The sequence below is a fragment of the Streptacidiphilus rugosus AM-16 genome (assembly GCF_000744655.1).
GTDB lineage: Bacteria > Actinomycetota > Actinomycetes > Streptomycetales > Streptomycetaceae > Streptacidiphilus > Streptacidiphilus rugosus.
This window is the reverse complement of the sequence record NZ_JQMJ01000001.1, coordinates 215,744-230,536: the sequence shown is the minus strand read 5'-3', so window position 1 is coordinate 230,536 and position 14,793 is coordinate 215,744. Positions and strand designations below refer to the sequence as shown.

Genomic DNA, 14,793 nt, shown 5'->3' with positions numbered 1-14,793 from the left:
ACAGGCGTCGATGCCCCTTGACTTGTTGAATCGGGTCCAGGCGCTCGGCCGCAGCCGTAGCACGCACAAGTCCCACCGCTGGCGTGCTCCAAGTTCCCCGGAAGCGGAAGGAACGAGCACGACTTGAGCCGGGCCCGCAGATCGTCCAGGAAACCCGGGGACGCCGGTGCTCTGCTCGACGTCGGCGGCCGTTCAGACCGTCCACGCCAGCGGTGCGGGCCCCCGGTTCCCCGCGACCCGGTCGAACGCCACGATCAGCGTCGCCGGGTCATGCACGAAGTTGAACAAGTCATCGAGCCGGCGGCTGGGATCGGCCGCCGCCCAACGGTGAAGTTTGGCCTGCATCTCCGATACCCGCTGGCGGGACCCCATCGGGATCCCCTCCGGCAGAGCAACGCTGTTCAGCGGCGTCTTGCGGCATTGCAGCATCCGTCCCTTCTCGAACCCGCTGCCGTCCTTCCCCATGCGCCGGGCTCTCCCCGGGCTCGGTACTACGACGGCTCCGCCCCACCCAGCCCGTTCAGCGGTCGATGCACCTATCCCGGTCCACGTGCTGGCAGCACGCACACCGGGAGCCGGTTCCGGATGGTTCCCGTGTTCACTGTGATCCGCTCGGTGGAGGAGGAGCCCGTCTATATCCCTGCGGCCTCGCCATGAGTACGCCGTGGGCCTTCCTCATGGCCTCCCGGACGGCAGAGACAGACCGCCCAAGGAGTTCCTCGCCGCCGATGGCGACGAGTACGCACCGCTCCCGGCCCATATCCGCCAGGTTCGAGCCGGTCTCGCGTTGAGGGACGTGACAACGACGGTTCCTCGCGTACTCCTTTCCACCTCGCTCGCCGGACCCGCACCATCTGGCAGTGCTGACACGTCCCGGCTTTGTCAGGGCCGCTTGCCACCCTCCCCGGCATCACCCAGGTCCGGCTGCCCCCAGCTTCACCACCCTGCCACGACAGGGCAGTCGACGAAGGTCTCACACCTCCATACGGATCATCAGCACCTCACGGCGCACGTCTCGCCGGCGAAATACTTGGCCGCCTTGCGCAGGATGTCCCGTTCGGTGGCCAGCTTCTGCTCGCTCGCCTCAAGCTCGGCCACCCGGGCCTCCAGCTGCCGGATCCGCTCGTCCGGATCGGCAGACGCAGTCGAGCTGCCTGCCCCGACCGCAGGCGTGGCGCCTGCCCGGGGCCCGGTGAGGGCGACGCCACGGCGTCCCCGGTGACCCTGATGGTTAATTCGTGTGGCTGAGGATGCTGGTGGGGGTGGGTGGGCAGGTTCGTCGTGTGCCGGTAGGGTCCGGCTGGGAGGGGCAGCCTGTCGTGTCGATGTCGCCGCGGTCGTGGCCGGAACCGTCGCCGGAGATCGCGGCGGCGGTGCGGAAGATCTACGCGCGCAAGACGCCCCCGCTCGCGATGGCGGTCAGGGACCAGTTGCCCGAGGTGTTCCCGGACGCGGAATTCTCCCACGCCTACGGGACCCGAGGCCGTCCGGCGTTCTCACCGGGCCTGCTGGCGCTGGTCACGGTGCTGCAGATGGCGGAGAACCTCACCGACCGGCAGGCTGCCGATGCCGCCCGTAAGGATCTCACCTGGAAATACGCCCTCGGCCTCGGGCTGGCGGACGAGGGGTTCGACGCGTCGGTGCTGTCGGAGTTCCGCTCCCGGGTGGTCGAGCACGGCCTGGAAGAGCGGGCACTGGACCTGCTGCTGGCTGCCTTGAAGGAGAAGGGCCTGGTCAAGGCCAGTGGCAGGCAGCGCACCGACACCACGCACGTGATCAGCGCGGTGCGCGACCTGAACCGGCTGGAGCTGGCCGGGGAGAGCGTGCGCGCGGCCGTGGAGGCGCTGGCCGTCGCGGCGCCGGGCTGGCTTGCCACGGCGACGCCATCATCAAAACGGGCCAATGGTCTTCGGGCGAAAGTTCGATACCGGGGGTCCCGGCTGGCCATTGCGGGCACCATGACGCTTGGTCAGGCCATCACGCCGACCCCAGCGGGCCTGTCCCGGCGCGGTTGTCGGTGCGGCCGAGCCAGGTCCCGTGAGAGCCCCTTCCCCGCTGATTTCACCGGGCCGGCGGCAGCTGGTCAGACCTTGGTGATGATGTACTCGTAGACGGCACCGAGACAGATGCTGGTGGCGTGGGAACCTGTGATGACCCAACCATCGGGGATGGGCGAGAACGAGCAGACGACCGCACTGGTCTGCGTGGTGAGTTCGGTGATGGTGTACTCGTAGAGGATTCCGAGGCAGGCGCTGGTCGCGTGGGACTTTGTGATCACCCAGCCTGCGGGGATCGGCGAGAAGGAGCAGACGACGGCACTGGTCTGCGTAGTGATCTTGGTGATCGTGTACTGGTAGAGGGCACCGAGGCAGATGCTGGTGTTGCGGGAGCCTGTGATGATCCAGCCGTCAGGGATAGGTGAGAAGGAGCAGACGACCGCGCTGGTCTGCGTAGTGATCTTGGTGATCGTGTACTCGTAGCGGGCACCGAGGCAGACGCTGGTGTTGCGGGAGCTCGTGATGACCCAGCCCGCGGGGACGGGCGAGAAGGAGCAGACAATCGAACTGGTCTGCGTGGTGAGCTGGGTGATCGTGTACTCGTAGCGGGTGCCCACGCAGCTGCTGCTAGCGTGGGAGCTTGTCACGACCCAGCCTGTGGGAATGGGCGAGTCGGAGCAAATGGTCATACTGCTGACGAGCGGCTGCGGGGCCGCCGCCTGTGCCTGGGCAGTCGCGGCGGTCAACATCCCCACCAGCAACAGTAAGGCCGCTACCAGCTGCGGGATCTGGCTCCGCAAGGTCTTCGCTGACACTCTGCGATCCTCTCGTCAATCCGTGACTGCACGGATGCGGCCTCGGAGAGCCACGCACTTCTCGTGCGCATCAACCGATCGTCGATCTCACGAACTCTCACACGCTCAGCCACCTAACCGGCGAGCCGTCCGGGCGTCACCGGGGCGGCAAAGGGCGAACGTCTGACAGAGCACCAGCAGTGGAAGCCCGCACACCCGACGAAGGGGACCCCACCAGACTCATCCACCTCACCTACCCGCTAGTACCCCCACCCGGCGGTCCACGACACCCAAACGGGGGGACAAGCCCACCAGGGCCAGGCCCTCGCGGACGCGTTCGCGGCGCACGGCGTGAAGGTCGATATCATACGGCGCCCCGACGGAAGCCCGGGGTTCGTGGTGCTGAGAACCCAGTGTCACCACCGACTACGGAACAGAGCCGCTCTTCCCGCACCCCTCGGGCGAGGGCGGGGGTGATCATCTGCCGGGTTTCTGGGTCCCTTAGGATCCAGATCATGACCGATCACGTCGTGTTGTGGGATTTCGACGGGACGCTGGCGACCCGTCAGGGTATGTGGCGGGGTTGTCTTGTGGAGGCGCTGTCCGCGGTGTCCCCCGGACACGGGGTGACGGGCGATGACGTCGGGCAATGGCTGAACGAGGGTTTCCCCTGGCATGACCCGGATGCCGGGCATCCTTCCCTGGACACCCCCGACCTGTGGTGGGACGCACTGCGACCGGTCCTGCTGAACGCGTACCTCCGGACAGGCGTCGGCTCAGCCGTCGCCAGCCAAGCAGCTGAGCTGGTGCGGGGCTGCTACACCGACCCCACGCGCTGGACGGTCTTCCCAGATACCGTCGCCGTGCTCGAGGAGCTGGCGGGGACCGGATGGCGGCACATCGTGGTCAGCAACCACGTCCCCGAGCTCGACGCCCTGATGGAAGCCCTCGGCCTGCGGCCCTACTTCGAAGCCGTCGTCAACTCAGCGCTCACCGGGTGGGAGAAACCGAACCCACGGATCTTCGAGGCGGCCCTGCAGCAGGCCGGGCACCCTGAGCGGGTGTGGATGGTTGGCGACAACCCCACTGCCGACATCGCCGGAGCCCACGCCGCAGGCATCCCCGGCATCCTCGTGGCCCCCGACGGCACTGGTCTCAAGTCCGCGGTCCGGCAGATCAAAAGCCAAACGAACAGGTCGGCAGCACCCCCCGCCAGCCGGAGCACAGCCGCATTTGCGAGCCCCAGCATCCCCTCCGCGCCCACACGCTGAAAGAGGGCGCGGGCATGGCGCGGTACCAGCACGAGCCTGCGGACGTACGGGAGGCCCTGCGGCGCGCCGGGGCGCTCGGTGCCGATCTGGATCTGACTTTGCTCGACACCCGGGCGGCCACGGCCCACGCGCTGCGGGCGGTGAACCGCAGGTGCGGTGAAACGATCGATGTGGACGCCTTCGTGGCACGTCTGGGACCGCCCATCCGCCAGGAACTGGCCCACTGGGTGGCTCCGGAACGCATCCCCCAGGCCGTTGAGGTCTTCCGTGACTGCTTCCTCAGTGAAGGAATCCACCTTCTGCGGCCCCTGCCGGGGGCTGGCGACCTGGCGGACGCCGTCACCGCGGCAAGCCGCCGCCTGGTCGTGATCACCTCTCGCATCCCGCAGGTCGCCCGCAGATGTCTGACCGTATGCGGCCTCAGCACGGCGGCCGTGGTGGGTGGGGTTACAGGCCCGGAGAAAGCAGCTCCGATGACCGCCCACCGGATCGCGGTGTATGTAGGGGACCATGTCCTGGACATGCAGGCCGCCAAGATCGCGGGCATTCCCGGCATTGCGGTGACCACCGGCTCCCACCGGGCTGGCGAACTCCGGCAGGCTGGCGCCGCCTGGATCCTCGACGACCTCACCGACCTCGCCCACCTCGTACGACGGACGCACACCGGTATCGATGACACAGAACCATGAGAGTGCCCCTTAGCCTTCACCCTCAGGGTGCCCCTTGCAGTGCGACGTTCTTGATCTCGACAATCAGATCATCGCAGGCCAGGGGCACCCATCTGCTGTTGAGCCGTCAGCCCGCATTCCCAGCTGAACAATCGAGGTCGATGCCAGGAGATCCAGGTGGTGACCTGGCCCTTGTCCAGGCCGGTGGTGCTCTTGGCGGTCTGGAAGTCCTCCTCGATCCGCCACCTGCAGCACACCACCTGCACGAGTTTCGCCAGCGGGACCGGGGCCGGTGACCAGCAGCGGAAGAACGACACGGTGCCGGTGTAGCGGTGCCGGCGGGCCAGCAGCACCGACATCCCGCGGTCGGGCTGCCTTTCGGGAGTGTCGTCGGCGACCACTTCCAGCATGGCCCAGTCGTAGTCGCGGGCGCCCTTGAACCGGTGCCAGTCCGCATCCGCTGCCAGGCCCGCTTCGGAATCAGCCGCAACGCTTCCTTGCAGGTCACGGTCCCGCCCCGGGTGGTCACCCTGTGGTTGGTGCGGACCGCGATCACGTACCCGAGTCCGAGCGTACGGCAGGTGGAGCGCAGGGCGCGGCTGCCGTAGACCTCGTCGGCGGCGAAGAAGCCCGCCTTGACCTGGTGCTCGGTCACGGCCCGGGTGAGCATCGCGGCGGCCAGTTCGGGCTTGGTCGCGAAGACCACCTCCTCGGGGACACCGGCCAGCTCACGGCGCTCCTCGTCTGCGGCCCAGCCCTGGGGCAGGTACAGGGCCCGGTCGATCACGGTGCGGCCGAGGCTGGTGGCGTAGGAGAGGTGGACCGCGACCTGGCAGACCCCGACACCGCCCAGTGAGCCGGAGTACTGGTTGCCGGCGCCGACCGCGTCCGTTGAGGACTTCGCGTCCCCGGTCTCGTCCGCGATCAAGATCCCTTCGCCGTCGTCCAGCGCCTCGACCGCCCAGGCCGCCGCCCGGTCCAGGACCTGCCGGTCGTCCCAGCTCGCGCGGGAGAGCAGGTGCTGGAGCCGGTGCGGACCGCTGTGGCCGACCGCCTCCGCGAGGGTCCAGCAGTTCACGTCGTCCAGCTCCGTCAGCAGGCCCTGGGTCAGCTCGTTGAACGTCCCACGGGTCTCCCGCCGCGGGAAGCACCCGGCCAACCGGCCCATCAGGTCCCCGAGCCAGCCCCGTAACCGCTCGGGCGCTATCGTGGCCGAGGCCGCCGTGTCATGATCGCGCGTCACAACCCGTCGTGATCACGGCGGCCACCGACATCCCACGGACTCACATCACCCAGCCGACCAGCACGGACACCCGCCAGGTCACGAACTACAGCTGCCGTGTCAGACCAAAGGGCCACACGGAACACCAGGAAGAACAACCGGCCGAAACACCGGACGAAACTGCGCACCTGCAGGCGCTTCCAGCAGTGACGGCTGGGCCGACTGCCGGTAGAGTCCCAATAGTTACCAGCAAGTAGCGTCCTGTCGGTGCACGGCGCCGGGTGCTGGTTCGCGTGGGAGGCCTAGTCAGTGGATGGGTTCGGGTGACGGCATTCGGTGAGCTGCTGCTGGGCTGGCGCCGGGCCACGGGACTGACACAGGAGGAACTCGCCGAGGCCGCCGGAGTTGCCGCACGGTCCATCCGCGACCTGGAACATGGTCGTCGGGGACGCCCGCAGAGCCGCACAGTGCAGATGCTGGCCTCGGCCTTGGGGCTGACCGAAACCCAGACCGCCGCGTTCCTGGCAGCCAGCCGCACCGGTCCGGTAGCCGTCCCCGTCGCCGGTGACGCGGCGGCGGGCTCCGGCCTGCTAGATCGTGACGGACAGCTGGCGGTACTGGAAGAAGCAGCCTCGGTCGCCCGCAGCGGGCGCGGGCGGGTGGCCTTGGTGCGGGCCGGCGCCGGCATGGGGAAGACCTCGCTGCTGAAGGTCTGGGCCGAGCGCGAGCGCACACGGGGCATGCAGGTGACGCGGGCCTGCGGCAGCGAACTGGAGGGCGACTTCGCCTTCTCCATTGCCCGGCAGCTCGCCGAAGCGGTGCTGGGCAACACTGGCGAGACCGACCGCGATCACCTGCTTAGCGGCCCGGCGCATCTGGCCACCCGGATCCTGGCCCCCGAGGATGATCAAGGTTCGGTTGCGGGGCTGCCGGATGCGCAGATCAGTGTCATGCATGGGCTGTACTGGCTGATGGTGCATGCCGCCGACGCCGGCCCACTCGCGCTGGTGGTCGACGACGCACACTGGGCGGACCTTGCATCCCTGCGATGGCTTGCCTACCTGGCCCGCCGGCTCGAGGGCCTGCCGGTGCTGCTGGTCCTGGCCGCCCGGCCCACCGCCCATGCGCACGCCGAGGCCGTGCTCGATGAGATCACGGGGCAACCGGACTGCCACCTGGTGGACCTACCCGCTATGTCGCACGACAGCGCCGCACACCTGGTGTGCGCCGGCCTGGGCCAGCAGGCGCACGAGGCATTCGCCCGGGCCTGCGCGCGTGCGACCGACGGCAATCCGCTGCTACTGCGGGAGTTGATCCGCACCCTGGGCGAGAACCACATCGAACCGACCGGCGAGAACATCCACCGGGTGGCGCATCTGCACGGGCGCGTCCTGGCCACCACCGTACTCAAGCGCCTGACCCGTCAGAATGAGGCGACCGTGGCCCTGGCCAGGGTGTTGGTCGCCCTACCGGACGGGGCCCGATGGGGTCTGGCTGCGGACCTGGGCGGTATGGGGCAGGCCGAGACCGCCGAGCATGCCCGAGCTCTAGTCCGGATCGGCGTGCTGGAGCCAGCTGACACCGTCCGTTTCACCCACCCCCTGATCCGCACGATGATCATCGAGTCGATCGTGAGTGCCAAGCAGCTCGCGCGCACCCACGCCAGCGCGGCCCGGATCCTGTACGAGGACGGCACCGCCGGTGAGGTGATAGCCGCGCACCTGCTGCAGGCCGAACCCACCGGCGAGGCCTGGCGGGTGGAGGCCTTGCGCGAGGCTGCCCGTACCGCCGCCCGGCGGGGCGCACCGCAGGCAGGCGCCACCTACCTGCGCCGGGCGGTCCACGAGTGCCCCGAATCCCGCGCACGAGCCCGGGTGTTCGCCGAGCTCGGCGAACAGGAGGTGGCAACCGACCCGGGAGCCGCGGCAGCGCACCTGACCCGGGCCCTGGACGCGACCACCGACCCAATCGAGCGCGCTCACACCGCTGCGTCCCTGGCCGCCGCACTGTTCTTCCAAGACAGCCACGACCAGGCCATGGACGTGCTCGCGCGGGCCGTGACCGACCTGGAGCAGACCGGCACCCCGGGACGTGAGCTTTCGTGGCGGCTGCAGGCCCAACTGGTCCTCACCGGCTACGACCACCCCTCCACCGTCGCGCACGCCCGGCAGTGGGCCGAACGCCTGCGCCGCCTGAACCTGCCCGGCGACACCCCGGCCGAACGCACCGTCCTGGCGACCCTGGTCATCCCGGCGATGTCCGGCGAGGCCAGCGCCGCGGCCACCGATGACCTCATCGACCGGGCCCTGCGCGGCGGCAGCCTCATCGACGGACCGGCCAGGATGCTGTTCGGCTACGCCTGCACCGGCCTGGTGGCCACCGACCGGCTCGACGATGCAGCGGTGCACTACGGCCAATACGCCGACCTTGGATCCCGCCACGGCTCGCCGTTCCTGTCCACCTTCGCCGCCTTAGGGCACAGCATGATCGCCAACCGCCGCGGGCAGATCCCGGTCGCCCTGGCCATCAGCCAGGCCGACCTTCCCGCCTTCGCCGCAGGCAAAGACCGGATCACCCTGGCGTTCACCAAGCAGGCGATCACAGCCATGATCGAGCGGGAGGAACTGGACGAAGCAGCCAGGCTCCTGGACACCTACATCGGCACCGACCTGGTCGACACCAACTGGGGCTACTCGGCTCTGCTCGTCGGCGGCCAGCTTCAAGCCGCCCAGGGTCAGACCCACGCCGCGCTGGCCACCTTCCAGCAGTGCGCGACCCACGAACAGCGGACCATGATGAGCAACCCCGCCACGTGTGCCTGGAGATCCGAAGCCGCGCTGGCCCACGCCGCCCTGGGCCAGCGCGAACAGGCTCTCGCCCTGGCCCGCGAGGAACTGGACCTCTCCCACGCCTGGGGCACCCCCAGAGCCGTCGGCGTGAGCCTGCGCACCCTCGGCGTCATCACCCAAGGCCGCACCGGACTCGACCTGCTCCACCAGGCCGCCGACACTCTCGCCGGCTCCCCCGCCCGCCTCGAACACGCCCGCGCTTTCTACGAGCTCGGCGCCGCCACTTACCGCCTCGACGACACCGACACAGCCAGACCCATCCTGCTCCAAGCCCACCACCTCGCCCAAGAATGCGGAAGCCTGGCCCTGGCCCGCCGCACCCGCACCGCACTGGCCGCGATCGGCACGGACCCCGGACCACCTCCCCCTTCCGCGCCCGTCCTGCCCGGCCTGGAATACAAGGCCGCCACCCTGGCCGCCACCGGCCACACCGACCGGCAGATCGCCCAAGCCCTGATGACCACCCCACGCACCGTGCAAGCCACCATCGACAGCGCCTGCCGACGACTCCACCTCCCCGACCGCACCCACCTGCCCGCAACCCTGGCCGATGGCGTTATCGGTGCAGATGGCCCTACTTCTCCGGTTTGACGCGGCTCCAGGGCAAATCGGGCACGGCCACCTCCGGCTCGAGCTGGCCCCGCCGGCGACCAGTGCCAGCGGTCTCAAGTGGGTCCGCTTCAAGCCGGAATCGAACACGCACGTGGGTCCAGGTCAGGCCGATTTAGGTGGGGCCAGGAGCGCCGATAACGCCACGCCGGCACCTGGACCCTCCGAACCTGACCCCACCCGCCACCATGCCCTCGGCCAGGCCTGTCTCCCGCCCCTCCCGCTGGCACCATCGTCCCGCTCGGCCGCCCGCCGCACCGACAGGGGGATGTCTGGGTTCAACGGCGGGTCACCAGTGGCTCTGGCCTGCTCTTTTGATGCTTAGTACTCCAGTGGCACTTCTCCATTTGTCCTGGTCACAGGGCGCTTTTTGAGTCTACTGAGCTGACGTTGCGTCAGGGTAGTGGTGGATCGTGACTCACCCGATCGGGGTGCGTGCGACGCTGGTAGTGGCAGCGGCGGGCGATGGCCTGATGGCGTCGGCGCCAGTGGGACCAGTGGAGCCGGTGCGTGGGTGACCGGTGCCGGGCTGTGGGGGGATGGGCAAGGTCCAGGAGCCGTCGGACTTCTGCCACGGTGAGGGGAACGAGGCTGCTCGAACCGTTTCTTCGGCCCCCTTTTCGAGGGCGTGGGCGGTCTTGGCGGCCAGGAAGGCATGCGCGAGCATGGCCAGGGTGATGTGGCGGTACCAGCCGACATAGCGGCGGACCTCGTACTGGTCCAGGCCGCACTCGTTCTTCGCTGCCTGGAAGCACTCCTCAATGGCCCACCGGGCGCCGGCTACCCGGACCAGCTGTGCGACGCTGGTGTCCGCAGGGGCGAATGCGAGGTAGTGGGCGACCTCCTCGGGACGTGCGAGGCTGCGGCGGGCCAGTACCCAGCGGTGGTGGGCAGGGTCTGATCCCTCGATGGTGGGCAGCTTGGCCGCGGCCCAGTCGTAGACTCGCGGCCCCTTCGCACCGTCCCCGCAGGAGATCCGCTCCCAGGCCTCGGCCGGGGCGCCGGTCAGGACATGATCGATACGCCAGCTCCCCGCAGGTGACTTGACCTGCTGTGACTTGGGTACCGCCAGGACATAGCCCACACCGGCCTCCTCCAGCATGCGCCGGAAGTTCCACTCCTGCCCGTAGGCCGCGTCCGCGGTCACCCAGGCGATCGGCAGGGCGGAGTCCAACGCCCGCCGGACCATGACGCGTGCCAGCTCCGGCTTGGTCGCGAACGACTTACCTTCGGGGATCCGGGCGGCGCGGCACCGATCGGGATCCTCGGTCCAGGATCTGGGTAGGTAAAGCTCGCGGTCCACCAGGGCCCGGCCCTTGGCGGAGGCGTAGGCGGCGAACACCCCGATCTGGCAATTTTCCGTGCGCCCCGCCGTCCCGGAATATTGGCGCTGGACGCCGGCGGAAACGGTGCCCTTCTTCAAGAACCCGGTGTCGTCGACGATCAGCACGCCATCCGGCTGCCCGAGCCGCTCAGCCACGTAGTCCTGCAGGTCGTCGCGGATCTCCTCCGGATCCCACTGGCACCAGGACAGCAGCCGCTGGAGTCCATGCGGGGAGTCATGACCCGCGTACTCGGCTATCTGCCAGCTGTTCTTCCTGCCCACCGGACCCAGCAGACCGCGCACGTAGTCCCGCATCCGCCGCCGCGGCTCGACACGGCCGAACCGCTCGCCCACCCGCAACAGCAACGACTCCAACTCGGCATCCCACAGACTTACTTCGACATCACTCGCCGCCTCCATGACTGGTTCAACGCACCCCGATCGGGTGAGTCACGATCCACCACTACCCTGACGCAACGTCAGCTCAGTAGACTCAAAAAGCGCCCTGCGACCAGGACAAATGGAGAAGTGCCACTGGAGTACTAATCCGCTCAAAAAGCCGAGGCCCAGGCCGATTCCAGCCCCGCTGATCAATTACTCACGACGGTCGGCGGGATGACCTTGATTCGCATCACCTGTGTGAGGATTGCTTGCGCCGCCCCTGAGAGCAGCAACATGATCTCCAGCCCGAGCAGGAGATAGATCAGCGAACTTGCAATCTGGACGTTCTCGGGGCTGCGAGAGGCGAAAGGCAGCAAAGCGATCAACACCGCGACCAGAGTCGCAATCGCATCGAAGAAGAGAAGCGGCCGGGGGACGGCCCTCAGCAGGACCGTCAGCACGGCTGCTGCGGCAATGGTGGCGAGCCCCGACCAGAGCGCGAGGGAGGTTGCCGTTATGTGGGCGGACGCTGCCTGTTTGCCATCGAAGGCCGGGATGTGCAGAACACCGTGCACGAACAGAATGGCGATGGGAGCGGACAATACGACCACGACCGCCGTTGCCGCACAGGCGGCCCAGAGACGTCTCCAAGGAATCGGGCCGTAGGGCAGGTCCTTGTTGGGAGCCAGATACCCCGACGGAATAGACGGACTGTACCGCCGGGCTGGTCGAACGTACTGCTCGTCCTGCACGGAGACCACTCTCCGTCGCCCTGACGCCGGCCGGTGCGATAGTGGCTGAGTCATGATTCACCTCGCATGATTGGATTCGAGGTGGGCGCATACCCAGCGACCGGCTGATATTCAGGATGTGGCCAAGGGTGCACGATAGGGCAGGAATGGCAGCCCCATTGCCCGTACGGCAGGCTGGTTACGGTTCCGGGCGGGACGAGCGGCTCCTGGCTACTCACCTGCCCCGCCCAGCCCCTGCCCCAGGACGACATGGCTAACCTGCGCGTTTCATCTGGGGTCGCGTCCGGATCATGATCGGAAAAGCGAAAGTGCCTTCTGAGCTGCAACGATGAGGCTTGTCTAAGGTCCCAGTCGTTCCAGCAGGAAGGCACTTTCTGCGTGCACACTACCCGGTCTCGCCCCAAGCTCGTCGTCAGCGCCGACGGGAACGGGGTGGTCAGCCACGCCGGCTCGCGTCTGCTCGCGGATCTTGCCGACGCCACCACGCTGACCAGCGCCTTCAGCGAGGCCCTGCACCGGCTGCGACCGCGCGGGACCGGACACGACCCCGGCCGCGTCGCGGTGGACCTCGCGGTCATGCTCGCCGACGGCGGCGAAGCGATCGCCGACCTGACCGTGCTGCGCGACCAGGCCGACGTGTTCGGCACCGTCGCGTCCACCCCGACCGCCTGGCGCGTGCTGGCCGGCATCGACGAAACAGCCCTGAACACGCTGCGGGCAGCCAGGGCCACCGCCCGCGAGGTCGCCTGGCTGCAAGTCGACGAGACCGGACGCCCCATACCCGGCTCACAAGCGGGAGGGCGTGAACTGCCGGGTCTGGTCCTGGACATCGACGCGACCCTGGTCACCTGCCACTCCGAGAAGGAACAGGCCGCGGCGGACCCTGTTGCCCATTCGGTGAAGGGGCTGGTTGTGGCTTGATGGTCGGGGCAGGCTTGGCGTGTGGCCGGTTCCTTTCCTGTCCCCGGCCGCAGGGGTGGGGGGCGCTTCCCCCAGGTCGTGGACACCCTGATCATTGGATCGCGAGGATCCGTAGAACAGGAGTTCCCGTTGGGGACGTCGAAGTACAGCCCTGAGTTCAGGGCCGATGCCGTCGCGCTGTACCACGCCACGCCGGGCGGTACGTACGCGTCGGTGGCCCAGGACGTGGGCGTCAACCACGAGACGCTGCGGATCTGGGTGCGTGATGCGGAGGCGGCTGCCCGGCCGGGGGCCGGTGAGGCGAGCGCGATGGAGAAGGAGAACCGGCAGCTGCGGGCGCGGGTGAAGGAGCTCGAGCTCGAGCGGGAGATCCTGCGCAGGGCCGCGAAGTATTTCGCCCGGGAGACCAGCTGGTGAGCAGCCGCTTTCAGTTCGTCGAGGATCACCGGGACGCCTACGGCGTGAAGCGGCTGTGCCGGATGATGCAGGTCTCGCGGTCCGGGTTCTACCGGTGGCTGGCCGGCGCGGACGCGCGCATGGAACGGGCGAGGGCGGACGCGGAGCTTGCCGAGCGGATCGCCCGGATCCACACCGACTCGGACGGGACCTACGGGGTTCCGCGCGTCACCGCCGAGCTGCGGGATGCCGGGGACCGGATTAACCACAAGCGCGTGGAACGCGTGATGCGCACGTTCGGCATCGTCGGGCTGCACCTGCGCAAGAAGGTCCGCACCACGATCCCCGAGCCGTCGGCGACACCGGTGCCGGACCTGCTGGACCGTGACTTCACCGCGGCCAGGCCGAACACCAGGTACGTGGGCGACATAACCTACCTGCCCATCGGTGGCGGCCAGTTCCTTTACCTGGCCACGGTGTTGGACCTGTGCTCGAAACGGCTGGCGGGCTGGTCGATCGCCGACCACATGCGCACGTCCCTGGTGACCGACGCCCTGCGGGCCGCCGCGGCCGCCCGCGGCGCAGCCGGACTGCGCGGGGCGATTTTCCACAGCGACAACGGGGCCCAGTACGGGTCCAGGGACTTCGCGCACGTCTGCGCGGAGCTCGGCGTGACCAGATCGCGCGGCGCAGTGGGCACCAGCGCGGACAACGCCGCCGCGGAGAGCTTCAACGCGACCATGAAACGCGAGACGCTCCAGGGACGGAAACGGTGGAACGGGGCCCGCGAAGCCCGACTCGCCGTCTTCCGGTGGGTGACCCGCTACAACACCCGGCGGCGGCACTCCAGCCTCGGCCAGATCAGCCCGGTCACCTACGAACAACGATCAACTACGCTGGTCGTTGCCGCATGACAACCGGTGTCCACGAACCCGGGGAAACGCCCGGGTGCGTTCGTGTCGATGGAGCCTCAGCCGTGGCCGGAGCCGGCGCCCGAGGTGGCGCGGGCGGTTCGGGCGAAGAACTACGGGCGGCGGGTGCCCTTCACCTGGATGCGCCCGACGCGCCTGCCCCGCGGCGGATGCCCGCGAGCGCACCGTGAAGCCAGGGCAGGACCTGCCGCTACACCCCCGGTGGCTGGTCCGCCCCGAGGGCCCGACGGTGGAACCGGGCCCGGTCCGGGGCCCGGTGTCGTAGGCTCACCGCGGCCCCGGACCCACATCGGTTGGGCCGGTGGCCTGACCTGGCGCGGCAGTCACTGGATGTCGAGGTGCCCCGAAGCCTTCCAGCACGGGCACCGCCGCCGGCGCCGGGTCGGCGAGAGAGCCAGCGGCACGGCGCGTCTAACCAGACACTCCGGGCCGCAAACGCCACAGGTCACAGGCCTCAGGCGGCGATGTCGCGGTGGATCTGCTCGCACACGTCGCAACTGCAGTCGACGTCGACAGCGAGGTCCGCGAGGGGCCTGGCGAGCTCGTCCGCGACGACCGAGTGCCCGCACAGGGCACGCAGCCAGCCTCCTCGACGATGTGCCACATGCCCGAGGGCATGCAGTCCTCCGAGGGGATGAATTGCTCGCGCAGCTCGTACATGAGCCGCACCTGCCCAC

10 protein-coding genes and 3 pseudogenes are annotated in these 14,793 nt (G+C 68.7%); 6 read left to right on the top strand and 7 right to left on the bottom strand.

Features of this window, described 5'->3' with window-relative positions:
* Positions 1 to 192 precede the first annotated feature (192 nt).
* Complete coding sequence (locus BS83_RS46150) at positions 193 to 465, bottom strand: hypothetical protein (RefSeq protein ID WP_037599727.1); 273 nt, start codon at positions 463 to 465, stop codon at positions 193 to 195.
* Between the two features lie 860 nt (positions 466 to 1,325).
* Between BS83_RS46150 and BS83_RS47020 the strand changes: the two genes are divergently transcribed.
* A complete protein-coding gene (locus BS83_RS47020; RefSeq protein WP_232248003.1) occupies positions 1,326 to 2,111 on the top strand; it encodes a transposase in 786 nt (261 codons plus the stop codon).
* Here BS83_RS47020 and BS83_RS01060 read toward each other — a convergent pair.
* Positions 2,084 to 2,614, bottom strand: coding sequence for a hypothetical protein (locus BS83_RS01060; RefSeq protein ID WP_157596693.1), 531 nt, complete (start codon positions 2,612 to 2,614; stop codon positions 2,084 to 2,086). The two genes, BS83_RS47020 and BS83_RS01060, sit on opposite strands and share 28 nt — an antisense overlap.
* 692 nt (positions 2,615 to 3,306) lie before the next feature.
* Between BS83_RS01060 and BS83_RS01055 the strand changes: the two genes are divergently transcribed.
* Together BS83_RS01055 and BS83_RS01050 are read left to right on the top strand one after the other, a co-directional pair.
* Positions 3,307 to 4,062, top strand: coding sequence for an HAD family hydrolase (locus tag BS83_RS01055; RefSeq protein ID WP_157596692.1), 756 nt, complete (start codon positions 3,307 to 3,309; stop codon positions 4,060 to 4,062).
* A 14-nt stretch (positions 4,063 to 4,076) separates the two neighbouring features.
* Positions 4,077 to 4,751, top strand: coding sequence for an HAD family hydrolase (locus BS83_RS01050; RefSeq protein WP_051942313.1), 675 nt, complete (start codon positions 4,077 to 4,079; stop codon positions 4,749 to 4,751).
* 68 nt (positions 4,752 to 4,819) lie between these two features.
* Here the strand turns inward: BS83_RS01050 and BS83_RS47015 are convergent, their stop codons facing one another.
* Both BS83_RS47015 and BS83_RS48680 read right to left on the bottom strand, forming a co-directional pair.
* A complete protein-coding gene (locus BS83_RS47015) occupies positions 4,820 to 5,140 on the bottom strand; it encodes a hypothetical protein (protein ID WP_051942311.1) in 321 nt (106 codons plus the stop codon).
* A 68-nt stretch (positions 5,141 to 5,208) separates the two neighbouring features.
* Positions 5,209 to 5,898 (bottom strand): annotated as a pseudogene (locus BS83_RS48680) (IS701 family transposase); the annotation flags it as partial.
* Between the two features lie 335 nt (positions 5,899 to 6,233).
* Between BS83_RS48680 and BS83_RS41135 the strand changes: the two are divergent.
* The gene (locus BS83_RS41135; protein ID WP_084713000.1) at positions 6,234 to 9,392 is read left to right on the top strand and encodes an ATP-binding protein; all 3,159 of its coding nucleotides are present in this window, start codon (positions 6,234 to 6,236) and stop codon (positions 9,390 to 9,392) included.
* 613 nt (positions 9,393 to 10,005) lie between these two features.
* On the opposite strand, the pseudogene BS83_RS01035 reads toward BS83_RS41135, so the two are convergent.
* Both BS83_RS01035 and BS83_RS01030 read right to left on the bottom strand, forming a co-directional pair.
* Positions 10,006 to 11,154 (bottom strand): annotated as a pseudogene (locus BS83_RS01035) (IS701 family transposase); the annotation flags it as partial.
* Between the two features lie 170 nt (positions 11,155 to 11,324).
* Positions 11,325 to 11,867: a hypothetical protein gene (locus tag BS83_RS01030; protein ID WP_157596690.1), complete on the bottom strand. Its 543-nt coding sequence runs from the start codon at positions 11,865 to 11,867 to the stop codon at positions 11,325 to 11,327.
* Positions 11,868 to 12,245: 378 nt separating this feature from the next.
* Between BS83_RS01030 and BS83_RS01025 the strand changes: the two are divergent.
* Both BS83_RS01025 and BS83_RS01015 read left to right on the top strand, forming a co-directional pair.
* Positions 12,246 to 12,740 (top strand): annotated as a pseudogene (locus BS83_RS01025) (transposase); the annotation flags it as partial.
* A gap of 177 nt (positions 12,741 to 12,917) precedes the next feature.
* Positions 12,918 to 14,098, top strand: a protein-coding gene (locus tag BS83_RS01015) for an IS3 family transposase (RefSeq protein ID WP_157596645.1) whose coding sequence is annotated in 2 segments (ribosomal slippage) — positions 12,918 to 13,188 and positions 13,188 to 14,098 — 1,182 coding nt in all. Because the reading frame shifts where the segments join, the coding sequence is not laid out codon by codon here.
* 472 nt (positions 14,099 to 14,570) lie between these two features.
* Here BS83_RS01015 and BS83_RS47005 read toward each other — a convergent pair.
* The gene (locus BS83_RS47005) at positions 14,571 to 14,720 is read right to left on the bottom strand and encodes a hypothetical protein (RefSeq protein WP_232248020.1); all 150 of its coding nucleotides are present in this window, start codon (positions 14,718 to 14,720) and stop codon (positions 14,571 to 14,573) included.
* Positions 14,721 to 14,793 lie beyond the last annotated feature (73 nt).